Origin of the sequence: Microlunatus panaciterrae (genome assembly GCF_016907535.1) — a bacterium.
Lineage (GTDB): Bacteria > Actinomycetota > Actinomycetes > Propionibacteriales > Propionibacteriaceae > Microlunatus > Microlunatus panaciterrae.
In genome coordinates this window covers 1,553,278-1,577,546 of sequence record NZ_JAFBCF010000001.1, presented here as the reverse complement: position 1 = coordinate 1,577,546, position 24,269 = coordinate 1,553,278, and the positions used below count along the sequence as shown (strand labels likewise).

The following is a 24,269-nucleotide window of genomic DNA, read 5'->3' as shown; positions in this document are numbered from 1 at the left end:
ACGAAAGCCGGCTGTCGACGGACCTGAGTGTCCCGTCGGCAGCCGGTCTCGTTTTCGGCCCCTGACACCGGCCAGGACATGGGCTGCCGCCCAGGCTGACCTCCGGGCTGAAGGAGGCCCTGGCGGTTATCCTCACCGCAGGTCCTCGAAGGAAGGGATGTGGACTGGATGTCTGCTCAGAACGACCCGGAGACAGAAGCCCGCGGCCGGGGGGTGAGCCGCCGCGCCGCCCTAGGCTCGATCGGGCTCGGCGCCCTGGCCGGTGCGGCCGGGGGTGCAGGGGTCTACGCACTGCAGACCCGGGTGAGCGGTGCGCCCGGACCCGACGCGGTGGGAGAGCCGGCCGCGGCGACCAAGATCAGCGTCGGCAGCTGGGCCGCCGTACGCGGGGACCACTACTACATCGCCCATCGTGGGTCGGGAGACGTCTTTCCCGAGCACACCATGGAGGCCTACCAGGCGGCGTTCCAATGGGGGGCCAAGTGCCTGGAGGTCAGTGTCGGCAGGACCTCCGACAATGTGCTGGTCTGCATGCATGACGCCAGCTATGACCGGACGACCACAGCCACCGGCAAGCTCGCCGATCTCCCCTCGACCATCCTGCGCGGCGTGAACGTCCGTCAGGCCCGCCTCGGCCCGGCGTGGCTGCGCGAGCCGATGCCCGCAGTCCCGCTGTTCGAAGATGTGCTCCGCCGGTTCGGCGGACAGGTGGTCCTCTGCGTGGAACCCAAGGACAACCTGGCCTATCCGCTGATGGTCGAGATGGTGGAGCGATACGGGCTCAAGGCCTCGGTCATCTTCAAGCTCTTCTATGAGAGTCCCCGGATCGACGAGGCGAAGGCCGCCGGATATCCGGTGTTCGTCTATCTCGGTCGGACCGCAGACCTGGTGCCGTCGATCATCGACCCGATCGTGGCGAAGCTGGACCGGGACCGGGACTATCTGGTGATCCCGGCGTTCGGAGCCGACGCGGTCACCTTCACCGATGACGCGATCGTCCAGCGGTGCGTGGCGACGAATGTGCCGGTGTGGGTCTACCCGGTTCACCGGCGCTCGGATGCCGACCACTTCTTCGGTCTCGGTGTCGCAGGCGCGATCTGCTCGAGCTATGGCTACGTCAGCCGGCGGGAGCCGACCGCCACCACCGACACCTGGCGCTACAAGGCGATCGCGTCCGGGGAGATGACCAAGGATCCTGCCTCGGACGCCTTCGCCCTGACGTGGACCGGTGAGGACGAGCTGACGCTTGGACTGCAGGGAGCCCAGCATTTCGTCACTCTCGGTCAGCTGTGCCCGCTGCCCAACGCCAAGGCGTCCTACACGATCGACTTCCAGGCCCGCTGGACCACCATGCCGAAGGACTCCACCTCCAACATCACGCTCGCGTTCGGGCACACCGACGACGCCTACTACGAGCACCGCAGGGGCGGCACCGACGGGTACCACGCCATCATCCGGCGTGACGGCCGGCTGGATCTGTTCCGGCATCGCCCGAACAACCAGACCGGCGCCCAGCTGGGAAGCGTCCAGACGAGGGCTCCTCGAGTCAACGAGTGGATGAGCTTTCGGCTGGAGGTCCAGCCGCAACAGATCCGGTGGAGTCGTCTGGACGGGACCCCGGCCACGGTGACGACTGAGGATGCCGCCGTGCGCGGTGGGTACCTGCACGTCGGGCGCAGTGCCCTCGACGGCGGGCTGTCCCTGCGCCAACTCAGAGTCAGCTGAACCCCCCCACGTGCCCTGAGCCTGTCGACGTGCCCTGAGCCTGTCGAAGGGCGCACCCTGAACCCCTCCCACGTGCCCTGAGCCTGTCGAAGAGCGGGCCTTGCGGGGGAGGCGTGCAAGAATTCGACCAGTCATCGGGTTCAGGCAGGGACGCTCAGCCGGATGGCGATGTGGCATCCACCATGAGTGGTCGATTCCTTGCATGGTCCGGGCGGCGCGTCCCTCCTTCGTTCGCCCTTCGACAGGTTCAGGGCGCGTTGGAGGGTTCAGGGCGCGTTGGAGGGTTCAGGGCGCGTTGGAGGCAGAAGCGCGCGTGGGCCGGTTCAAGCGGCCAGGCTGCTCAGGTTGTCGAAGCGAACGACGATTGGGAAGTTGGTGGCGCTGCCCGACAGGTAGGCCCGGAGGGCGACCCCGCCGGCTGACTGCAGGCCGGACGTGGCGTCAGATGCCGATACCAGCCAGCCGGAGGGTTGGGTGGTGCCGACTCGCCATACCTTCGCTGCGATCGTGGTCGGCGAGGTGCCGGTGACCTGCAGGCGCACCTGGAGCTGCTGGCCAGCGCTGTAGGTGAGGCCGGTGGCGGCCGACTTCAGAGTCGTCTCCGTGCCGCTGACCATCCGCGTCACGGACAGGGTGACGGCGCCCGCGCTGGAGATCCCCACCTTGGCGAGATACTCCGAAGTGCCGACCTTCCGCCCGGTGACACTGAGGTAGGTTCCGCCGCCGTTGCCGACCTTGTCCATCGACAGTGTCACCGTGGTGTCGAGGGCGGTGGCGGAGACGCCCAGAAAGGCGTTAGGGCCGATCCCTGCCTTGGTCAGGTTGATCAGCCCAGTCCCGTTGTTCACCGCGAAGTACCCGGACGACCCGTTCAGAGCCCACGGACCGCCCGTATCCGCAGTGCCCCAGCCGCCCGTGACGATCCGACCGAAGCCGTCCTGGGCCACCACCCCCTGGGTACCCCCGACGGTGACCGACCTGGAGGTGGAGTTGACCGCCCCGCCGTTGTCGGTCACCTTCAACGTCACGGTGTAGGTGCCGTCGGCCGCATAGGTGTGGTTGGCCGTGGCCCCGCTGGCCGTGGCGCCGTCACCGAAGGTCCAGGCATAGGACGCGATGGTGCCATCGGGGTCGGAGGACCCGGAGCCGTTGACGCTGACGGTCCGACCGCTGACGCTGGAGGTGAACGATGCCGTCGGAGCCGTGTTGCCGGCGGCGCCCTGGATCGTGATGCTGACCGTCGGGCCGGCCACCGAGTTGTTGAACGGGTCGGTGACGGTCAGCCGATAGCTGTGCGTGCCGCCGGCCAGTCCGGTGTTCAGATAGCTGAGGCTCGGCCGCTGCCACCAAGTCGAGGCCTGGGTGACGGTGTAGATCGGCGTTGACCCACCGTCCCGGTAAACGCGATAGGTCAGGATCGAGTTGTCGTAGTCGAAGTTGCTGACCCAGTTGACCCGCACCTGACCCGGCTGCGGGGAGGAGAGGGTGGGCTGGAAGTTGGTGCCGGTGGCTCGAGGCCCGAACTTGTTGGGGGCGATCTCCTTCACGGCGAAACGCACCATGCCCTGTTGCGGGACGTTGTTCACCGACGGGAACTCGCCCGCCATCACCACATAGCTGCCGGTGCCGGTGACGGTCCAGGCGGCCTGGCCCTGTCCACTGGCGGTGCCCTGGGTCATCTGGGGGAACCAGTTCTGCAGCGACGGTGCCGGTTGGCCGGTGAAGCTGGGATAGCCGCGAGTGTCCTTGGTCAGCACACCGGTGGCGGCCTTGCTGAACGCAATGGCCCGCTGGGCAGTGCCCGACGGCATCTCGCCGTAGCCCCCGAGGTTGAGGCAGTAGTGCGGATGACCCGCTACATAGACCGCGGTGTTGGTCGGCCAGACGCCGTAGCTGTCGCCATGGCAGTCCTCGATCCACTTGATGGCGCCGTCGGACCAGTTGGCCGAGAAGGCACCCTCGAGGTTGCCGCCGGTGCCGTAGATGTAACCGGTGCCGTAGACGTTGGTGCCGTCCGAGGCCAGCGACAGGATTGCCGACTCGGTGCCGGCGTTCCGGACCACGTTGTTTGCGGCGAAGGGCAGCAGTCCCCCTGTGGTGGCGCTCACCTGGCCGAGCCCATAGCCGGGTCGGTCGGAGCCGTTGAGTGTGGTGAAGGCGCCGCCGACCACGATGCGGGTGGCGTCCGGTGAGAGTGCCAGTGCGTTCACCTTGCCATTGGCCGCCACCGGGGCCCAGGAGAGCAGGGCGCCGTTGGAGGCCTGTACGGCGGCGAGGCGGCCGCGTGAGCGGGAGTTGACCGAGCTGAAGTTGCCGCCGAAGTAGACGGTGCTGTTGGTCGCCACGATCGCCCGCACCTGACCGCTCACATTGGGGGCGAAGGTGGAGATGACGGCACCCGTGGACGGGTTCAGCGCGACGATCCGGTTGCGGGTGACCCCGCTGACGCTGGTGAAGTCGCCACCCACGTACAGCCGCGTCCCGTCGGGGGAGGCGGTGATGGCCAGGGCCTGGCCGTTGAGGCTGGGGGCGAAGGTGGTGATCAGCGCGCCCGTGGTCAGGCTGTAGGCCAGGATGTTGTTGCGCACAACGGTGTTCGTGTTGGGCGCTGCACCGGCCGGACGTGCGGTGGTGAACTTGCCGACGACGTAGACCGTGTTGCCCACGATCGTCTGGTACCAGGCCACGCCGTTGTGTTGCGCCGTCGGCAGGGCGTCGCCGGCAACGGTGAGAGGGGTCTTGGGGTCGTTGGGGTTCAGTGGTGCCGTGTCTGCCGAGGCGGGCAGGGAGCCCATCAGGGCGAGACAGGCCAGCAACGCGAGCGAGACGACCTGGCCCAGCAGGCGGCGTCGTCTAGCGATCAGGACATGGAGGACGCTTGGGGCGCAACCTGGTGCGCGGCGTGGTGGCTGAGTACGTCTCACTTGGACTCCCCCCGGAAAGTGAGGTCAGGGCGCCAGCCCGGACATTCCCCGTCGAGCAGCCGATCGGCTGGAGGCCGGGGTTTCCCACAGCATAGGCACACTCGCCTTGGCCACGTGGGGGATATCACGAATCCCGATCAGAACTTTGCGCGTCGTCCAGCCGGCCAGCCGACCGGGCTGCCACCCAGCGCAGTGGAGAGCAGGTTCAGCGCGGGAAGCATCTGCGTCACGGCCAACTGATGAACTTCAGCCGACTGACCGTACGGGTCGATGACGTTGTCGGCGGAAGGATCCAACCGATAGCGGAGGCCTCGACGACGCATGACGAACGACAGCAGGGCGTCGACCCGCTCGTTCGGTGGCAATGAGTCGACGGTGGGAAGCTCACCCCGATCCGCGCCCTCCTCGAGGATGCGGCCCAGCTGTCGGATGGTCAACGCGTACTTCACCGCACGCGGATGGAGACGGACCACGGCACTGCGCTGGTCTCGGTTGGCGGTCAGGACCAGCGATGCCTCGCGCAGATCCTGGCTGGTGACCTGGTGCGCCAGGTGACCTGTGGGATCGACACCGAGCTCGCGGGCGATCTCTGCTGTCATCTCATCCATCGGCTCACCGACCCGGGCGCGGGTGCCGGCGCTCGTCACGGCGATTCCCTGGTCGACTCCCTCCAATGCCTTCGACAGAACCCGCTCAGCCAGCGGGGATCGGCAGATGTTCCCTTCGCAGACGAACATGATGGCAGCCAACGTGGTCTCACTTTCCAGATGTCACACAGGTGGGGAAGAGGTGTGGAAACTGAGCTCTCAGTAGGCTCCGCGCTGTGCCAGCACAGCGAAGACCGTCTTCCACAAGATCAACAAATCGAAGGTGAGGGTCCAGTTCTCCACATAGCGGAGATCGAGACGGACCGTCTCCTCCCAGCTCAGCAGGGAGCGTCCGCTGACCTGCCACAAGCCGGTCAGACCGGGCTGGACCAGCAGCCGGCGGTGCGCCTCGTCGGCGTACTCGTCCACCTCGGACTGGAGCGGCGGCCGGGGCCCGACTAGCGACATGGTGCCGTTGAGCACGTTCAGCAGCTGGGGCAGCTCGTCGAGGGAGTATTTGCGCAGGAACCGACCGACCCGGGTGATCCGGGGGTCCTCTGTCATCTTGAACAGCGGCCCGGCGCCCTCGTTGAGCGCCTTGAGCTCGGCCAGTCGCTCCTCGGCGTTGAGCACCATCGACCGGAACTTGTACATGGTGAACGGCTGCCCGTCGATGCCCACCCGGGTCTGGCGGAACAACACGGGGCCACGATCCTGGCACTTGATCGCCAGCGCGATCGCCAGCAGGACGGGGGAGATGAGCACCAGGCCGACGCCGGTCAGCACCAGATCGGTGCCACGCTTGACGATCCGGCGCCAGCCGGTGAAGTGCGGCTGCTCGATGTGCAGCAACGGCAGACCGACATAGGGACGGATATGCATGCGCGGTCCGGCCACCTCGACGAGCCCGGGATGCACCAGCAACTCGACGTCCATCCCCTCCAGTGACCAGGCGAGCTGGCGCAGGAAGCTGTTGCGGGTGGCGTCACCTGTCGTGACGGCGACGCCGTCGCAGCCGAACTCGGAGACGACCGCGGTCACATGGTCGAGGTCACCGAGCACGTTCAGGCCGAGCTCGCGGGCCCGGGCGATGTCGGCCGCCGGCACGCAGACGCCGGCGACCGTCATGCCACACTGCGGCTCGCGCTCGACCAGCGCGGCCAGGTGGGCGGCGGCGAACGGTGTGCCGACGATGATCACGTTGCGTACGCTCTCGCCCTGACGCTGGCGGCGATGCAGATACTTGCGGGCGGCGTAACGCATCGCGACGCTACCCACGGTGGCCAGCGGTACGGAGGTGACGACCAACGTCAGCAGGACCATGTTCTCCGCGATGCCGGCGATGAACGCGCCACCGACGACGACGCACACGCCGGCCCGGAGCACGGCGCGCATCTCGTCGCTGCCGACCCCCACCGACCTCCGCTCGTACCCACGGGAGGCGGCGATGAGCAGGGGCCAGAGCACGGCCCCGGCAGCGGCGCTGGCGATGATCGCGGCGGTCGGCGCGAGGTCGATGTCCCAGAGGAGGCCGGAGAGCGCGAGGAGAACCGCGGCCAGGCCGACGACGGCATCGAGACCGGTCAGGGCCTGGACGTAGCGCCTGCTCCAGTCACTGAACCGCGTACGCGCCGTCCCGGCGAGCTGGCCCTCGGTGGACGGTCGACGCTCGATTGGGCGCTCCGGGCGGGGGTCCGACCGCGGTGAGGGTCGCGTCGTCGGTTCGCTGCCGGTCCGGACCCGGCTGGGCCCGGTGTCTCCTCGGACCAGACCCCGGTGCAGCTGATCATGAGCCGGCTGCCCGGTGCGGTTGACATGCTTCGCTCCAGCACCCGAAAAAGAGGTGCCCAAAGGACGTGCCATCTGTGATTTCCCCCGAAATCCCCCGAATCCCGTCTAGGACGGGCCTGCTTCCCCCGCCGGCGAGACCGTCTGATGACGTCTCTACCAAGCACGCACAGCGTAGCGCTTCTGTTATCTGGGCCTGGGCGCCGAGATCAAATCGTGACGTCGTGTGTCGGAGGCTGCTCCCCGCCGGCCGGCGAACGCCGGGATGTCCGAATGACACTTTTGTGCGTACTGTTGCCAAACACTCTTTCCAGTGCGGGTCAGGCGTGGGAAGATAACGCTCGACAGGCAGTTGTGCGACACGCAGTGCGACTGGTCGAGCGTTTGCGGATATGAAGATCCCAAGTGTTGTCGGGGGGCGACCATGGTGGGACTGGACGGTGTCTCTGTGCACCCGAGCGGGCTGTGCGAAAGCACGGACGTCGGGGCTGGCACGCGGGTTTGGGCGTTCGCCCACATCCTGTCGGGAGCGCGGGTCGGCCGGGACTGCAACGTCTGCGACAGCGCCTTCATCGAAGGCGGAGTGGTCGTCGGCGACCGGGTGACGATCAAGAACCAGGTGATGATCTTCGATGGGGTGACCATCGCCGAGGACGTCTTCCTCGGCCCAGGCGTCATCTTCACGAATGATCTACGGCCACGTGCCCACATCAAACGTAGCGGCGACGCGCTGTCGCGCACCGAGGTCAGGAGAGGCGCAACTCTCGGGGCCGGCGTCGTCGTGGTCTGTGGGACCACCATCGGCGAACACGCCTTCATCGGTGCCGGCGCAGTGGTGATCACGGACGTCCCGGCGCATGCCTTCATGGTCGGCAACCCGGCTCGACAGATCGGTTGGGTCTGTGAGTGCGGCGAGCGGCTCGACCCGGACCTGCACTGCGTCTGCGGTCGGGAGTACGCCCAGTGCCAAACGGTGTTGAGGGAGCTCGTGTCGAGTGAGAGCCGGGGGAGCGACTGAGCGAACTCACTATCGAATGGCGACGCGACCACAGCTGTACAGAGCCTCGACCCGGCGCTGACCGGGACTGAGACTCTGAGACCAAAGGGGGGTTCGAGGGTGATGAGGACTACGTCTTCTGTCCGGACGGGAGCGATGGGGACATCGTCGTCCCGCAAAGTGCGGCTCGGATGGGGGACCATCTCGTGGGGGCGGCATGACTGAACGTGGCTTTGCTCCGCAGCGTCCATCCGACGTTGCGCCCGACGGCAGGCGTGCTCTGGGCGCCCATGTCCTGATCATCGTGCAGAACCTGCCGGTCCCACTCGACCGACGGGTGTGGCTGGAGTGCCATGCCCTGATCGCTCGGGGGTATGACGTGAGCGTGATCTGTCCCAAGGGGCCAGGCGACCCTGATCGGCAGCAGATCGATGGTGTGCACATCTACAAATACCGTCCTGCACCCGAGGCCCACGGTCTGATCGGCTTCGTCGTCGAGTTCGTCTACAGCTGGTTGTGCACGGCGTGGCTCTCGACGCAGGTGTGGCAACGCCGCCCGATCGACATCATGCAGGCGTGTAACCCACCGGACACCTTCTGGTTGCTGGCCAGGCTCTGGCGCGGTCGAGGCGTCAAGTTCGTGTTTGACCAACACGACCTCAACCCCGAGCTCTTCCTCTCGCGGTTCGGTGCCCCGAAGGGCATGAGGGAAAAGATCGAGTATCACGGGCTGCTGTGGCTCGAGCGGATGACCTATCGGACGGCTGACAGGATCATCTCCACGAACGAGTCGTACAAGGCCATCGCTCTCAGCAGGGGCAGGCGTCGTGCCGAGGAGGTTACGGTCGTCAGGAGTGGTCCTGACACCCAGGAGATGCGGCCCATATATCCGCAGGCCAAACCCGCCGGTCCCCGTCAGTTCTCCCTGGTCTACCTCGGGATCATGGGTCCGCAGGACGGCGTCGACATCGTCCTCGACGTGATGCACGAGCTCGTCCATCGGCGTGGGCGGACAGACGTCCATGCCACGTTGCTCGGTTTCGGGGACTGCTTCGAGGAGTTGCGACAGAAGGCGATCGCCCTGGACCTGGAGTCGCACACGGTCTTCACCGGTAGAGCGGACAAGAAGATGATCGCCGAGCATCTGAGTGCAGCGGACGTCGGCCTGTGCCCTGATCTCAAGACGCCGCTGAATGACGTCTCCACCATGAACAAGACGATGGAATACATGGCCTATGCACTTCCCTCGGTCTCCTTCGACCTGGTGGAGACACGGGTGTCAGGTGGCGATGCTGTCCTTTATGTCGAGTCCGGAAATGTGAACGCCTTCGCCGACGCCGTCGAGCTTCTCCTCGACGACCCCGACCTGCGTCTCGAGATGGGGCTGCGGGCGCGAGAGCGCGTCTCCCGTGAGCTCGACTGGCGGCCGCAGTCGGAGAAGTACCTCAACGTCTATGACGCCCTGTCGGGGCGCGTCCCTCAGGCAGCGGAGACCGATGAGCCCGAGAGGTCGCCCCAGGCCGCATCGAACAGCATCGAGAACCGCTATGTCGATCTCGCCGACAGCGCAGAACTCAGACGATTCATCCTTGAGCGGAGCCCTCGGTGACGCCGAAGAGGCCGCAGCGCGATCGCACGAGGCCGAAGCAGCTGGACATGACGGGCCGAGACCATCCGGCCTGCCGCATCTCGGTGATCGGCTGCGGCTACCTCGGGGCTGTGCACGCGGCATGCATGGCCACCCTCGGACACGAGGTGGTCGGGTTTGATGTCGACGCTGCCAAGATCGAGAGGCTGTCGCGTGCGGAGGCGCCCTTCTTCGAACCACAGCTACCTGACTTCCTTGCCGATGCCATGAGCACGGGGAAGCTGACGTTCTCGAGCGCACCGTCGTCCGTTGCGCGGGCAACCGTTCATTTCATCTGCGTCGGAACGCCGCAGAAGCGGGGAGAAAACTCGGCCGACCTTCGCCATGTTGATGCTGCGGTGGCCACGTTGCTGCCCTATCTGAAGCCGGGAGATCTGGTCGTCGGCAAGTCCACGGTTCCTGTTGGAACCGCTGAGCGGCTGGCGGCTCAGATCACCGCCACGGAGCCTGCCGCCACCCTGGTCTGGAACCCCGAGTTCCTGCGGGAGGGGCATGCGGTTCACGACACACTTCACCCGGACCGGCTGGTGTACGGGGTGCCTGAGGATGAGGCTGGTGCACAGGCTGTGGCCACTCTCAACAAGGTGTACGCCAAGACCCTGGCCGAAGGCACTCCGCAGGTGATCACGGACTACACCACCGCGCAGCTGGTCAAGGTGGCAGCGAATTCCTTCCTGGCAACGAAGATCTCCTTCATCAATGCCATGGCCGAGCTCTGTGAGGCAACGGGTGGCGACGTCACGCAGCTGGCCGACGCGATCGGCCACGATGTCCGCATCGGTCGGCAGTTCCTCAATGCCGGACTCGGTTTCGGCGGTGGCTGCCTGCCCAAGGACATCCGTGCCTTCATGGCCAGAGCCGGCGAGCTGGGTGTCGACCAGGCCCTCACCTTCCTCCGGGAGGTGGACTCAATCAACATGCGTCGCCGGGTGCGGATGGTCGACCTGGCTCGTGAGGTGTGTGACGGATCCATCGTCGGGCGTCGGATAGCCGTGTTGGGCGCAGCCTTCAAACCCGAGAGCGATGACGTCCGTGACTCGCCGGCCCTGAGCGTTGCGGCACAGATGTCGCTGCAGGGTGCTGACGTCGTCGTCACGGATCCGCAGGCGATCGACAACGCCTCAGCAAAGTGGCCGGACCTCACCTTCGTGAGCACTGTCGAGGAGGCGGCCGCAGGCGCTGAGCTGGTGCTTCTGCTGACGGAGTGGAAACAATACGTCCGCCTCGACCCGGCCGCCCTGAGGCAATGCGTGAAAGTGCCGAGAATGCTCGACGGTCGCAACGCCCTGGACCCGGCACTCTGGCGTGCGGCGGGCTGGACCTACCGCGCGCTGGGCAGGAAATAGGCAGGGGGTATGAAATGAGAACAAAACTCCACCATCTGCTCGAGGAGTCGGCGGTCCGGCGCGGCAACGCCAACGCGCTGACCTACAAGGACCGTACCTGTAGTTATCACGAGCTGTGGCTCGAGGTGAAGACCGTGGCCGCCGGCTTGACCGGCATCGGGTTGCAGCGCGATGACCGAGTGGCGGTCTATCTGGACAAGCGGATCGAAACTGTGGTGGCGATCTTCGGAGCCTCGGCTGCGGGGGCGGTCTTCGTGCCGGTCAACCACCTTCTGCGTCCGCCCCAGGTGGCCTACATCCTCGCGGACTGCGACGTCCGTGTCCTGGTCACCAGTCCTGAACGGTTGGCCTTGCTGGGCGATTCGCTCAAGGGATGCCCGGCGCTCGAACACGTGATCTTGGTCGATGCTCGTGAGGAAATGGGTCAAGCGTTTGCAGCTGACTATGCCGTGCACGGCTGGTCGGAGATGTGTCAGCCGTCCTACAGTGATCAACCGTCCGGCAGCGCCGGCGTGGACCTGGACATGGCGGCGATTCTGTATACATCGGGCAGCACCGGCAAGCCCAAGGGAGTCGTCCTCAGTCATCGGAACCTGATCGTCGGTGCCGAGAGCGTGAGTTCCTATCTGGAGAACACCGAGTCGGACGTGATCTTGTCAGCGCTGCCCCTGAGCTTCGACGCCGGGTTCAGCCAGTTGACGACCGCTTTCAGCGTGGGCGCGCACACGATCCTGATGAACTATCTGGTGCCGGGCGATGTGGTGCGCCTGTGTGCAAAGCACCAGGTGACGGGGCTGACGTGTGTGCCGCCACTCTGGATCCAAATCGCTGACCTGGCCTGGCCAGCTGAGGTGGCGCAGACGATGCGCTATTTCGCTAACACCGGGGGGCGGATGCCGAAGGCCACGCTGGACCGGCTCAGGAGTCACTTCCCTGCAGCCAAGCCCTACCTCATGTACGGGCTCACTGAGGCTTTCCGTTCGACCTTCCTCGATCCTGCGGAGGTCGACCGCCGGCCGGACTCGATTGGCAAGGCCATCCCTAACGCGGAGATCATCGTGGCACGCGCCGATGGATCACGATGCGAGCCCGGGGAGGAGGGCGAGCTGGTTCATCGGGGACCGTTGGTGGCGTTGGGTTACTGGAACAATCCGGAACGGACCGCTGAACGGTTCCGGCCGGCTCCCGGCACGACGACCGACTGGCGCACGCCCGAAATCGCGGTGTGGTCCGGTGATGCTGTGGTCGAGGATGAGGAAGGATTTCTGTACTTCGTCGGTCGCAAGGACGAAATGATCAAGACCTCGGGCTATCGGGTCAGCCCGACCGAGATCGAAGAGGTCGCCTACGACACGGGGATGGTGCGTGACGCTGTCGCGCTAGGGCTGGACGATCCGCGACTGGGGCATCGCATCGTGTTGGTTGCATCGCCGGCGAGCGGCGCAGAGCTCGATACCACCGGTCTGCTCGCTGCCATGAAGCGGACGTTGCCTCTCTATATGGTCCCTGCCACGGTGGTCGTGCGCGAGCAGCTGCCTCGCTCGCCCAACGGAAAGTTCGACCGTGCTCTCTTGAAGCGGGAGCTCACGTCGTGAGCGCCGTCATTGCCGCCTTCGGTACAGTCGACGGACAGCTCGCTCTCGGTGGCCAGCCCATCAGTCGTCTAGCGGCAAGAGTCGGCTCGACACCCTTCTTTGCCTACGATCGCGGCTTGTTGACTGAGCGGATCGGCCTGCTGAGGTCGACGCTGCCGGAGCGGCTGAACCTCAGTTATGCCATGAAGGCCAACCCCATGCCGGCCGTTGTCCAGCACCTGGCCGGTTTGGTCGACTCGATCGATGTGGCATCCGCCGGGGAACTGCAGGTGGCGCTGGACACGCCCATGCCCGCATCCCACGTCAGCTTCGCCGGACCGGGCAAGACGGTGCCTGAGATCCGCCAAGCCGTCGCCGCCGGCGTGACCATCGAGATGGAGTCGGAGAACGAAGCCCGTCGCGTCGTCGAGGCGGGAGATCATCTTGGGCTCAGACCACGAGCGGCGATCCGGGTGAACCCTGACTTCCGGGTGAAGGGATCAGGAATGCGGATGGGCGGGGGACCACAGCAGTTCGGGATCGACGCGGAACAGGTGCCCGACCTAATGGCCAACCTGGCGGCCGCGGATGTCGACATGCTCGGATTCCACGTGTTCGCTGGCTCGCAGAACTTGAGTGCCGAGATCCTCGTCGCCGCGCAACGCAAGACGGTGGACCTCATCCTTTCGCTTGCCGACAAGTCGCCCTGGCCGGTGCGCTACGTCAACCTGGGCGGCGGCTTCGGTATCCCGTACTTCGAGAAAGACCAACCTCTCGATCTGGGTGCGATCGGTGCCAACCTTGCTTTTCTGGTGGATGGCGTGATTGCGACAGAACTGCCGGAAGCCCGGACCGTGATCGAGCTGGGCCGCTACATCGTCGGTGAGTGCGGTGTGTATGTGACCCGGGTCGTGGACAGGAAGACGTCCCGCGGTGAGGAGTACGTGATCGTCGATGGAGGGCTGCATCACCAGCTTGCCGCATCGGGAAACTTCGGTCAGGTGATCCGTCGCAACTACCCGTTGGCGATAGGTAATCGGATCGATGAGCCAGCCGACGCGAAGCAAACGGTGGTCGGGTGCCTGTGCACCCCCCTCGACCTGCTCGGCAGCGGCGTCCGTCTGCCGCCGGCCGAGATCGGGGATCTGGTCGTCATCTTCCAGGCCGGCGCCTACGGCCTGACCGCGAGCCCTACCGCCTTTCTCGGGCACCCGGCTCCCGCAGAAGTACTTGTCTAGCTGGAAATGAATGGAAGGAACATCATGACTGTGACCACCGAAAGCCTCGAAGGTGTTAAGGCCGTCCTTGCCGAGACGCTAGGAATCGAGGACCGGATCGGCACTGTGGATGAGTCGACGCCTCTCTTCGGCAGCATGCCGGAACTCGACTCCCTTGCGCTGCTCGATCTCGTGTCGGGCCTGGAAGACCGCTTCGGCATCGTGGTCGACGATGCCGAGTTCACCGGAGACATCTTCGAGACGGTTGGTTCGCTGACGGCGTTCGTAGACACCAAGGTCGACAGCGAATCATGAGCCACGACGAAGAGAAAGTAGTCATGACGTGAACATTCCATTGGTGGACCTCGCAGCGCAGATGCGAGAGATCGACGCTGAAGTCCAGGAGGGCCTGGCCGAGGTGTTCGCCGACACCGCCTTCATCGGCGGCAAACCGGTCGCCGAGTTCGAGAACGGTTACGCGGAGCAGACGGAGGCCGCCTACTGTGTCGGGGTTGCCAACGGGACAGACGCCTTGGAACTCGCGCTGCGTGCTGTCGGCGTCACGGCAGGAGGCGAAGTTGTGCTCCCAGCCAACACGTTCATCGCCACCGCCGAGGCGGTGTCGAGGATCGGCGCAACCCCCGTGCTAGTCGACGTCGACGACGAATACCTGCTGATCGATCCGGCCCGGGTCGCCGAGGCGGTCAACAGTCGGACGCAGGCCATCGTTCCGGTCCACCTCTTCGGGCAGGTGGCACCAGTGGAGCAGCTCACCGAGATCGCCGAGTCCGTCGGTGCGGCCATCGTCGAAGACGCCGCTCAGTCCCAGGGAGCGACACGGTTCGGGCGGTATGCGGGAGGCTTGGGCAGAGCCGCAGGAACCAGCTTCTATCCGGGCAAGAATCTCGGTGCCGCCGGCGATGCCGGCGCTGTAACCACCCAGGACGCGGAAATCGCGGAGCGTGTCCGGCTGATCGCTGCGCACGGATCGAGCAAGAAGTACGTCCATGAGGTTGTGGGGATGAACTCCCGCCTGGACACCATCCAGGCTGTAGTGCTGAACGCCAAGCTCAAGCGGCTTGCTCGTTGGAACGAGGCCCGGCGGGTCGCCGCCGCTCGCTATGGCGATCTGCTGTCAGAGGTTGCCGGCGTTCGGTTGCCCAAGTCGATGCCCGGAAACCTCGATGTCTGGCATCTGTACGTTGTCCGTGTAGAGGAACGTGATCGCCTCCTCGCCGAGCTGCACAACGCTGGCATCGGAGCCGGGATCCATTATCCGCATCCGCTGCACCTGACTCAGGCCTACGCCGCAATGGGGCTTGGCGAAGGATCCTTCCCCATCGCAGAGCGGGCGGCCAGGCAGATACTTTCATTGCCGCTGTTCCCTCACATCTCGCAATCACAACAGGAGCAGGTCGTCCGAGCGCTGACACCCGCGCTGGGCTTCCACGACGGCGTCTGCGAATGAGTGCTTGACATGTCTTTGGCCAAGACCGTCCTCGTCCAACTGAGCAGTCTCGCGTTAGGCGGGACACAGATCAACGCCGTCGATTTTGCGATGGCAGTTGAGGATTACGGGTATCGCAGCGTCCTTTTCGGGCCGGTGGACACTCTGCCCCCAGGCGGCCCCAGCCTGCTTGATGTCGCTTCAGCGCGAGGGGTAAAGATCGAGACTTACCAACGGGCTCGGGGAGTCCTGATCAAGGGAGCAGAGGAGCTAGAGCAACGCGCTCGATCCATAGCCGCGGACATCATCCACGTATACGGAGCCGACGCGGAGCCTCGAACTGCCTTCTGGGGCCCCTGTCGCTGGGGACGCAGACCGTTTATCCACACAGTTTATGAAATGTTTGTCGAGCCCGATACCTATCAACACACGTCGTTGATCATCGGTACCGGGTATCTGCAGGAGGAGTTGAGGAATCGGCCAGGCCCGACGACGCTGATCAGCCCGCCAGTCGACGTTGCCTCTGACGCTCCGAACGGTGACCTTGCCGAGCAGTTCAGGTCGGGGCTCAATCACCTAGGGAAGCACCTCATCGTGATCGTCTCGCGGCTTGACAAGTGGATGAAGGCGTACCCGGTTGAGACCGCGATTCGTGCGATGACCTACCTCGCGGACTATGACGCGACCCTGGTGGTCGTCGGAACGGGCACAGAGGAGGCCCGCCTGATCGAGCTGGGTCGCCGCGTCAATCGAAGTGCTGCGAAGACGCTCGTGCATTTCCATGGCGCAATGGCAGATCCCGGACCTGCCTACGCAGGCGCGGACATCCTGCTGGGAATGGGCGGTTCCGGGGCACGATCGCTCGCATTCGGTCGTCCGCTCGTTGTTCAGGGCGAGTGGGGTACGTCTGAGCTCTTTTGCCCCGAGTCATCGAAGAGTCTTTTCCGGAGAAGTTTCTGGAGTGCAGAACCTCAATTGGATGCACCAGAGAATCTGGCTGACCTGCTCAAGGACCTGATCGACTCCCCGGAGCAACGTGAAGAACTGGGGCGTTTCGGTCGCGAATTCGCCGTGAAGAGTTTCAATCTGGACGCCATGTCGAGGCAGTTGGCGTCGGTCTACGAGCAGTCGTTCAAACGGTATGGTCGTCTTGCCTGGTTGCGGGACGTCCACCGCGAGGTGCCAGAACTGGCGGATTCGATGCGTCGGCGGATGGATCCGGCGCGATATCGACGCTGCCCAGCGGGGGAGGCATGACTTCTCAAGTGACCATTTGGGGTGGTGCGGTGGCCCTGCGCCTGCGCCGCCTCGCCTTTAAGGTGCAGGCTGTCGTCCTTGGGCGGGTGACTGCAGTCGTCGATGCAGGCCCGGATCCACTTCGTTTCGGGGTGGGCCGCTCGCTGCGCAACCGTATTCTGTCGACACCGCTCGCCAGTCTGCAGGATGACGTTACGACAAGCCGAGAGTCCGTAACGTCTTCGGCCAGCGCATTGGACAGCCAACAAGACCTGGTCCTGCTGGTCACACGCACGCTGGGCACGGGAGGCGTCGAGACCGTGGTGGCGACATTGGCCCGAGAACTCCCTCAGCATGGAGTACGGACCGTCGTGCTTTGCGAGGCTGGAGGCATGACAGCCGATAGCCTACGCCGTGACAAGATCGAGGTCGTCCAGGCACCGGATCGCGAGACGGCCAGAGACTTCATCGCTGGACTGCCCGAGAATGCTCTGGCTCAGCTCCACAATGCCCCTGACCACCTCATTGAAGAGTGCATCGGTCGAGGCCTTCGGGTTGTGCCGGTGATCCACAGCACCGACATCAACCTTTCTGCAGATGGCTGGGAGCGCGAAGCGTGGCTCACCGACATGGCTACCGTGACCATCGCGGTGAGTCAGAAGGTTCGTAGCTTCCACACGCGCAACATGCCTCGCCCCGCGGGCGCACCCATCGTCGTGATTCCGAACGGCGTCAAGCTTGCCCCTCTCGATCCAGCAGAGAGAGACCTAGCACGGGCCAAGCTCGCCTCCGTGCTTAAACTTGAACTCAGCGGCGCTATCGTGTTCGTCTGCTTGGCGAGGTATGACTTGCAGAAGAACATCCCGGGCTTGGTCGCATCGTTTCTTCGTGCTGCCGAGGTTCGCGACGACATTCACCTGGTCGTCGCGGGGCCTATCGAGGATTGGCTTGAGCATGCTCTTGCCAACTCCATCCGATGCTCCCACCCTGCAGCAAGCCGCATCCATCTGATGGGCCTCGGGGCGTCTCGGGCCATCTTGGCAGCTTCAGACGCCTTCATTCTCGACTCGTTCTTCGAAGGCTGGCCGGTGGCCGCAACCGAGGCCGCGATGGCGGGTCTTCCGTTGATCCTTTCCGATGTCGGAGGCGCCGTTGAGCTGGTCGGGGTGAGTGGGGAACGAGGCCGCTTATGTGAGAATCCGGCAGCCCCAGCGGAGAGCATCACCCTCGCGGACATCCGGCGCGCCCGGCGTCGCGCAGCGAGTCAGACGAATCAGCCACAGATCGAACAGGCGGTGCTCGACATATGTCGGGAGATCGATGATTGGCGAGCTCGTCGTGTCGCTATGTCGGCGAGCGTCAGTTCCTGGCTGAGTTCGGACGTGATGGTTGAGGCGCATGCCCGGCTCTTGAGGCAGGTTGCCGGGTCGAGGCCGGTGCGGACATGAGCGGGGCGGCGCCGGACGTGAACGATGGAACCTCGTACTCACTGAGCGGAACTGCCGACGGTGTGGGAGTCGATGAGGACTTGGCTAGACAAGGTGATCCGCCCCGAGCGACGGTCAGCCAGCAGGCCGCTTCAGGGGTGGTCTGGCTCACGATCCAGAAGTGGGCGACGCGACTCTTGGGGTTCGTCACTATCGCGATCCTCACGCGACTGTTGAGCCCAGAAGACTTCGGTGCGGTCGCCGCGGCGACTACGGTGTTGCCCTTCTTCTACCTGCTCGCAGATTTCGGCTTCGCTGCCTACATCGTTCAGGCCGACCGAGCAGACCAACGTCTGCTCAGCACAGGCTTCTGGTTTTCGACGGTCGCCGGATTTGGCCTGGGTGGAGCACTTGTCTTGATCGCCCCACTTTTCGGCCTCGTCTATCGCGGCTCTCAAACGGTGCCGATCCTGCAAGTTCTTGCCTTGAGCATGCTGATCACCGCGCTGTCGTCAGTGCCGAACGCGCTACTGCGAAGGTCGATGCGATTTGCGACGATCGCTAGTCAGGGGACAATCTCGGCCGTTATTGGCCAAGTTGCCGCCATCATTATGGCCGTCGCCGGGCTCGGGGCCTGGGCCCTGGTTGGCCAGACGTTGGCGTCCGGATTGGTCGGGTCCGTCCTGGCTTGGATCGCGGCCAAGTGGCGACCGAGTTTCGTCTTCTCACGCGGAGACTTCATAACGATGGCCCGATACGGTGGTCAGGTGCTGGGCGTGGAGTTCGTGGCTGTGCTCCGCGCTTGGGCTGAGGCGGCGATTGTTTCAGCCTCTCTCGGAATGGCCGCGCTTGGCTACTTGAGCATCGCTCAGCGGCTGGTGCTCATCGTTCAGGAGCTGACTGGTGGTGCCCTCATTCCAGTCAGTACGGTCGCGTTCGCGAAGATCCGCGACTCACGCGCCCGCCTGACTAGTGCGTATCTGCGAGCCTCAAGGGTCACGTACACTGCGCTGTCGCTGCCGCTGATCATGGTAGCAGTGGCAGCGCCACTCATCGTCCCGATCGTCTTCGGTGATGGGTGGTCGCTCAGCTCTCAGCTGGCGCAGATCCTTGCTCTCGCGGGAACGCTGACCGTAGGTGCGTCACTTGATCACGGCTTGTTTTATGGGACGGGCAAGCCCGGAGTCTGGTTCGTCTATGCCGTGATCATCGATGCCGTCACCGTGAGTGCCACAGCCATTGCAGTCCACTGGGGGCTGCTGCCGGTTGCGTGGGCCTTCCTCGCCGTCGCCTTTGCTGCTACCAGTGCCCGTTGGTTCCTCGTCGCACGTCTTCTACAAACCCACTTACGGACCGTCACCCGTCCGTTCATCTTCTTGTGTCTTGCCCTCGGGGTGACGGGTGCCTCCGGGTGGGGCATGGTGTCTCTGACCGCCGCACTGCCGCCGATGGGTGGCGTGGCTCTTGTCGGAGTCGTCGTCTTTTCGGTGCATCTGATTCTGGTTCGACTCGTTGCGCGCGATGTCATTGAAGAGGCGACCCTATTTGTCAGGAGATCGAAGTGGGCCAGGTTTCTCGCTCCTCCGCGAGTGAAAGTGGGAAGAGATCGGTGATTTCCGTGAGTTGCGTCGAGTCTGACAGCGCCAGTCAGAGCGCCGCCTCGGCGCCGTGGGGGTCACCGTAATGCGCATTCTCCTCGTCACGCACGAGGCATCTCGGACAGGGGCGCCTCGCATCGCGCTACTAGCGGTCAAGAGCTTGATCGACCAAGGTCACGAGGTCAACGTGATATCGAGGGCGCCCGGACCTCTGCTGGCCGAATTCGAGCAAGTGGCGCCGACATCCATCGAGTTTCTTGGCCGAGTTCGGCGCCGCCTCTGGCGCATGAATCGGTTTCGAAGACTCGCCTGGATTGTTGACAGCGCACTCGTTGTGGTCACAATTTTCCGTCATCGACCCGACTTGGTGTATGTCAACTCCTCGTCCGCGGCGATCTATCTCGTCGCTACACGTTGGCTTGGCCGCACCGCCCTCCTCCATGTGCATGAGTCCGGTCCTTTGACACAAGATTTCCTTGAGGCCGCGCATGTTCCGGTCACACTGCCAGAAGTGTTGCTGATCGCCTGCTCACCGAGCGTCCACACGGCCCTGTGCGAGCTCTCCGGCAGATCCGCGACCAGTGTCGCCATGTTGCCCTCAGTGCCGGCGGATAGCGACGTCATCCGACTGTCAAACGAGATACCTGACCGCACATACTTCGATGAAGAGCTGGTGGTCGGTTGCTGTGGAACAGTGGAGTATCGCAAGGGGGCCGACTTATGGGTTGAGGTGTCCGACAAGGTTCGCCAAGCCCTGCCGAGTAGTCGTATCCGCTTTGTGTGGGTAGGAGACATCGTTCAGCCCGTGAGTTCAGAGGTTCAGAACTGGGACGTCGAATTTCTGGGCCCGAGCCCCAATCCATACGCACACATGCGGCGCTTCGATGTGGCCACGCTCACGTCCCGCGATGACCCGTTTCCCTTAGTGGTGCTAGAGGCCATGCTCGTGGGTACGCCCGTGGTGGCTTTCGGGGTTGGCAGTGTGGCCGAACAGGTTGGCGAGACAGGCTTGGTCGTCCCACCTGGTGACACGGACGCATTCGCGAGCGCTGTGGTCCGGCTGCTGTCCGACGACCAGGAGCGCGAGAGGCTCGGCAGGGCCGCCCGCGCACGCGTGATGGACCACTACTCCACTTGCGCCTTCGCCACAACGCTTGCGGACGTGGTGGAGCCGATCAGCTGCATGACGAGGCGGTGAGCTGACTTCAGGACCTGGTTCCACCGAAGGCAAGGGGTACTGCCTCGGGCCGGGACCACTCGCGCGGCAGCTCATTCGCACCTGCGCCGCCGAGCAGCCAAATCTCGGCCGGATGGATGCCCACAAGCCAGTTGCGCTCGCGACCGCACCCCGTCACGAAATCGGCCAGGTCGTCGAGACCGACGCCCACCACCAGGGTCCGCGCCGATTCGGGCAGCTCGCTCACCCTGGCAATCACGTCCGGCAGGGACGATCCGGTACTCATGATCACGGGCCGCCCGTATCTGGTCAGCCGCAAGGGTGCTGAGGAGTACTCGGCAAACCCTCCGGCGTTGTCCAGGTTGAAGAGGTAAAGCGGAGAAGTGCGAGAGAACGGCACGAGATCGACTTCATGCCGGATGTCACTCAGCACTACGGGGACATCGATCCGACGGCGAACCCTGGCCGCGAGTAGTGAGTGCCGCAGCCAGCGCAGGCGCCATCCGTGCTCGCGAACCATCCGGAGGCTGCGCCACCGGGCCTTGGACGATCCGATAACTCCACAGGTGGTGTGGATAGGTAGTTCCCGTGGATAGGTGCTGCCCACACGGCGATGGGCTACGTCCAGCTTGGCCAGGTTGACGGTGAGGCTGTTGTGCGTGATGCCTAGATCGACTGCGCCTACCCGTTTCCCGAACCGGCGGAGACGCAGTCCGTACTCGACGGCGTAGGCATGCCAGGCTAGTTCGGGTTCCTCGGTCAACGGATGCTTGAGAACGAGATCGCGTGGTGCGAGGAAGAGAACCTCGTCCACGCTGTCCACATCGACGGGCGTCGGCCGATGGTGACCGATGACCTGCGCGCGATCACGCATCCGACCGACATTCTCTCCCTGGTGTGTGACACCGTTTGCGCCCAGCAAGCCCCAGACCCCATCCTCGAAGGCGGCCCCAGCATGGACCAGGCGCTCGATCGAATGCAGGTATACGTCCTGATGCACGAAGGCCACCAGCTCGTGGCATGCCATCCGGGCGCCATGGTTGAGAGCGGCACCGGCTGAGGTGAAGGCGTGCCCCGTGTTGTCAACGGCAACGAAGTCGATGTCTAGGTCGCCCGAATACCTCTCAATGGACCGGTCGAGGCACTCCCTACGAACCTCCAGGTCGTTGTAGACGCAGACGATCGAGATTCCTGGTCCGACTGCGCGTTCGGTTGAGCTCATTCTTCTTGCCCTTCCTTGCTTCGGACGGATCCCGGGCCCGCGGTCGCCCGAAGATACCGAGGAGTCATGAGCGCCCGGGCGGCCGCACGACTGTTCTGACGGCCAAGCGCGGCCCTGGTCGACTCTCGGACGAAAGTAGCCAGCCAGAACATCACGGTCGCGAGCCGACCGTGGCGGCGCCGATAGAACCTGACCCGGTTGACCACCTGCAGGCTCCACAGCGTGTCGGAGATGCCTGATCCCCCCTCAAGGTGGATCGCGCCGGCCGATGGGACAAAGATTGTCGAAAAGCCCAGATCACGGGCGCGAAGGTCATATTCCGTCTCTTCGGAGTAGAGGAAGAACGATTCGTCCCATGGCCCGCAGACCCGCCAGCACTCTGCACTGATCAGTTGGGTCGACCCTTCGGCCCAGTCGGTTGTTTGCTCTTGTTCATACTGACGGCGATCGGTGATCACCTCGCCCAAGGCCCTCCGTCCGGCACGTTCCGCGCCGATGATCGCATCACAGAATGCGCGAAAGACCGAAGGCTCGCGCCGCATCGAGTCGATCACTTGACCCTCACCGTCCACCAAGCGCGGGACCGCAATCCCCACTCCCGGGCGTCGTAGCCTGGTCAACAGCTGAGCGACACAGTTGCGTCCGAGACGAACGTCGGAGTTGACCACCAGAATCGCCGTGTGCGGCCCGGCGGCGGCGACGCCCAGGTTTATGCCGGCCGCGTACCCCCCGTTGCGCTGCGCACGCACGATCGTGGCGCTCGGGGCGATCGTTTCCATGATCTCGGCGCTGTCGTCCGGAGAGGCGTTGTCGACCGCCACGAGCTCAAACTCGACCCCAGCCAGACCCTCTTCAAGTGAAGTCACGAAGTCCGCGAGCAGAGGCCCACTGTTGTACATGACAACAACGACCGTCACACGCTCGTGGGTCAGGTCGGTGGAGTCTGGTGGCGAGCCGGCCTCTACCCTCCATGCCTGATGAGCTGCCTGCTCTGGGGTCATGGCGTTTCCCCTCCCGCAGTCTGGTCGGAGCTCAGGCCGATGGGGACCTTGCTGTCAACAACTACTGAGGCCACAACTTGGCCTTGGGTCAGCCGCCACAGCGCGCCGGACAGTCCAAGGAGGAGGAAGAAGCATCCCGCGGACTGCGGAAACCCGAAGGTGTCGAAGAAGGCGAGTCCGGCGGCCCCCGATGCAATCGACGCCAGCAGAGCTTGCGCAAGAGCGCGGTCGAAGTCATCGACGGCCATCCGGCGTGCCTGCCTGGCCGCGATAGCGGCAGCGACGATGAGCACCAGCAAACCTCCAAGTCCGAGTATCCCGCCCTCGATCAGCATCCCCAGGTAGCCGTTGTCGAGGATCCAGTACTTGGGCAGAAACGTTCCAAAACCGCGCCCCACAATTGGACTGTGGCTGATGAACTCTCCAGCAAGGTCATAGCTCCCCGTCCTTGAGGCAATGCTTGGGTCCTGCGAAGCGCCGGCGAAGAGATCGATAACCGTGCCTAGCACGCCAGGAACAAAGAGGTAGACCACGAGAGCCATCGCGATCAATGCGATGAGCCCACGGACACGCGCGGCAGCACCCCAGGACGCTGCCAAGACCACGAGTGCCACCGCAGCGCAGAGCATCGCCGACCTAGAGATCGAGAGGAAGATCGCGAAGCCGATCGCCACGAGAAAGGCTCTGTACATCCACCGTCGGGAGGGTGCCTTGAGCGCGTAGGCGATGGCGATGGGGAGGACCATGGTCAGCACGACGCCGTACTCGATGGGGTGTGTCGAGGTGCCGCTGGGTCGGGGGTGCCCATTGCGTTCAATCAGCCCGCCGCCAACCGTGCTTTGCGTGAGCCCGGGCACCTGGAGTCGGTCAACCCAGAGCTGTCGGGTTGCATACTGAAGCAGGCCGAGTGCAGCGATCAGACCGACCCCGATGACCAGACGTCTGAGTGCGGCACGGTGGCGCTGCAGGGTAGGGGCTCCATCGTTGGCGATGAGCAGGATGCCGGTGAAACCGACCAATTTCAGCAGCCCGTTGTCGGCGGGGCTGATCTCGTCCCCGGGAAGCGGCGAGGACATGGCGTGGGCGTAGACCACGACCATGATGAGCAACCATGCAAGTGCCGCGGCACGTACCGGTCGAGCCACTCTGACAACCTGGCTGCTGCGCCGGACCTGAAACCAGACCCACAAGAAGAATGCCCCGATAGCGAAGATCGCCGATGGGGCGCCCGCGCTGCCGAGCGGGCCGACGACCATCGCCGACGGTATGGCCAGCAGCAGGCAGATGTAGATCGTCAGCAGGGTCGTCGCATCGATGCCGGTTGGCAGTTGGTCTGAAGTGGCGGCCACGGGCGG

The 24,269-nt window shown here is 64.5% G+C and carries 18 protein-coding genes; 12 read left to right on the top strand and 6 right to left on the bottom strand.

The annotated features are described in order from the left end of the window. Positions 1-168 precede the first annotated feature (168 nt). The gene (locus tag JOE57_RS07170) at positions 169-1,725 is read left to right on the top strand and encodes a glycerophosphodiester phosphodiesterase (protein WP_204917042.1); all 1,557 of its coding nucleotides are present in this window, start codon (positions 169-171) and stop codon (positions 1,723-1,725) included. A 323-nt stretch (positions 1,726-2,048) separates the two neighbouring features. Here the strand turns inward: JOE57_RS07170 and JOE57_RS07165 are convergent, their stop codons facing one another. The 3 genes from JOE57_RS07165 to JOE57_RS07155 form a co-directional block, all read right to left on the bottom strand. Further along, the gene (locus JOE57_RS07165) at positions 2,049-4,520 is read right to left on the bottom strand and encodes a PKD domain-containing protein (RefSeq protein ID WP_204917041.1); all 2,472 of its coding nucleotides are present in this window, start codon (positions 4,518-4,520) and stop codon (positions 2,049-2,051) included. 266 nt (positions 4,521-4,786) lie between these two features. Continuing rightward, positions 4,787-5,386 (bottom strand): arsenate reductase/protein-tyrosine-phosphatase family protein, encoded by a 600-nt coding sequence (locus JOE57_RS07160; protein WP_204917040.1) that lies wholly within the window; start codon positions 5,384-5,386, stop codon positions 4,787-4,789. Between the two features lie 69 nt (positions 5,387-5,455). Next, positions 5,456-7,099 carry a sugar transferase gene (locus JOE57_RS07155; RefSeq protein ID WP_204917039.1) on the bottom strand — a complete coding sequence of 548 codons (1,644 nt, stop codon included), beginning with the start codon at positions 7,097-7,099 and terminating at the stop codon, positions 5,456-5,458. Positions 7,100-7,448: 349 nt separating this feature from the next. On the opposite strand from JOE57_RS07155, the gene JOE57_RS07150 reads away from it, so the two are divergent. From JOE57_RS07150 to JOE57_RS07100, 11 genes are all read left to right on the top strand, one after another. After that, positions 7,449-8,042 carry an acyltransferase gene (locus JOE57_RS07150; protein ID WP_204917038.1) on the top strand — a complete coding sequence of 198 codons (594 nt, stop codon included), beginning with the start codon at positions 7,449-7,451 and terminating at the stop codon, positions 8,040-8,042. A gap of 196 nt (positions 8,043-8,238) precedes the next feature. After that, the gene (locus JOE57_RS07145; protein ID WP_204917037.1) at positions 8,239-9,630 is read left to right on the top strand and encodes a glycosyltransferase family 4 protein; all 1,392 of its coding nucleotides are present in this window, start codon (positions 8,239-8,241) and stop codon (positions 9,628-9,630) included. A gap of 47 nt (positions 9,631-9,677) precedes the next feature. Further along, positions 9,678-11,015 (top strand): UDP-glucose dehydrogenase family protein, encoded by a 1,338-nt coding sequence (locus JOE57_RS07140; RefSeq protein ID WP_204917036.1) that lies wholly within the window; start codon positions 9,678-9,680, stop codon positions 11,013-11,015. Beyond that, complete coding sequence (locus tag JOE57_RS07135) at positions 10,916-12,610, top strand: acyl-CoA ligase (AMP-forming), exosortase A system-associated (RefSeq protein ID WP_204917035.1); 1,695 nt, start codon at positions 10,916-10,918, stop codon at positions 12,608-12,610. Before JOE57_RS07140 ends, JOE57_RS07135 begins: the two co-directional genes overlap by 100 nt. Beyond that, positions 12,607-13,827, top strand: coding sequence for a pyridoxal-dependent decarboxylase, exosortase A system-associated (locus JOE57_RS07130; RefSeq protein ID WP_338041208.1), 1,221 nt, complete (start codon positions 12,607-12,609; stop codon positions 13,825-13,827). The genes JOE57_RS07135 and JOE57_RS07130 overlap by 4 nt, the downstream gene beginning before the upstream one ends. A 24-nt stretch (positions 13,828-13,851) precedes the next feature. After that, on the top strand, positions 13,852-14,121 hold the full coding sequence (locus tag JOE57_RS07125; RefSeq protein ID WP_204917034.1) for an acyl carrier protein: 270 nt from the start codon (positions 13,852-13,854) through the stop codon (positions 14,119-14,121). A gap of 28 nt (positions 14,122-14,149) precedes the next feature. Further along, on the top strand, positions 14,150-15,274 hold the full coding sequence (locus JOE57_RS07120; protein ID WP_204917033.1) for a DegT/DnrJ/EryC1/StrS family aminotransferase: 1,125 nt from the start codon (positions 14,150-14,152) through the stop codon (positions 15,272-15,274). Positions 15,275-15,283: 9 nt separating this feature from the next. Next, entirely contained in the window at positions 15,284-16,510 is a 1,227-nt protein-coding gene (locus JOE57_RS07115; protein ID WP_204917032.1) for a glycosyltransferase family 4 protein, read from the top strand. An 8-nt stretch (positions 16,511-16,518) separates the two neighbouring features. Next, the gene (locus tag JOE57_RS07110) at positions 16,519-17,937 is read left to right on the top strand and encodes a glycosyltransferase (RefSeq protein ID WP_204917031.1); all 1,419 of its coding nucleotides are present in this window, start codon (positions 16,519-16,521) and stop codon (positions 17,935-17,937) included. Positions 17,938-17,954: 17 nt separating this feature from the next. Continuing rightward, positions 17,955-19,529, top strand: coding sequence for an oligosaccharide flippase family protein (locus tag JOE57_RS07105; RefSeq protein ID WP_204917030.1), 1,575 nt, complete (start codon positions 17,955-17,957; stop codon positions 19,527-19,529). Positions 19,530-19,599: 70 nt separating this feature from the next. After that, on the top strand, positions 19,600-20,712 hold the full coding sequence (locus JOE57_RS07100; protein ID WP_204917029.1) for a glycosyltransferase family 4 protein: 1,113 nt from the start codon (positions 19,600-19,602) through the stop codon (positions 20,710-20,712). Positions 20,713-20,719: 7 nt separating this feature from the next. On the opposite strand, the gene JOE57_RS07095 is transcribed toward JOE57_RS07100, so the two are convergent. The 3 genes from JOE57_RS07095 to JOE57_RS19150 form a co-directional block, all read right to left on the bottom strand. Next, entirely contained in the window at positions 20,720-21,718 is a 999-nt protein-coding gene (locus tag JOE57_RS07095) for a hypothetical protein (protein WP_338041207.1), read from the bottom strand. A gap of 191 nt (positions 21,719-21,909) precedes the next feature. Further along, complete coding sequence (locus JOE57_RS07090; protein ID WP_204917027.1) at positions 21,910-22,914, bottom strand: glycosyltransferase family 2 protein; 1,005 nt, start codon at positions 22,912-22,914, stop codon at positions 21,910-21,912. Continuing rightward, positions 22,911-24,263 (bottom strand): O-antigen ligase family protein, encoded by a 1,353-nt coding sequence (locus JOE57_RS19150; RefSeq protein ID WP_204917026.1) that lies wholly within the window; start codon positions 24,261-24,263, stop codon positions 22,911-22,913. The genes JOE57_RS07090 and JOE57_RS19150 overlap by 4 nt, the downstream gene beginning before the upstream one ends. Positions 24,264-24,269 lie beyond the last annotated feature (6 nt).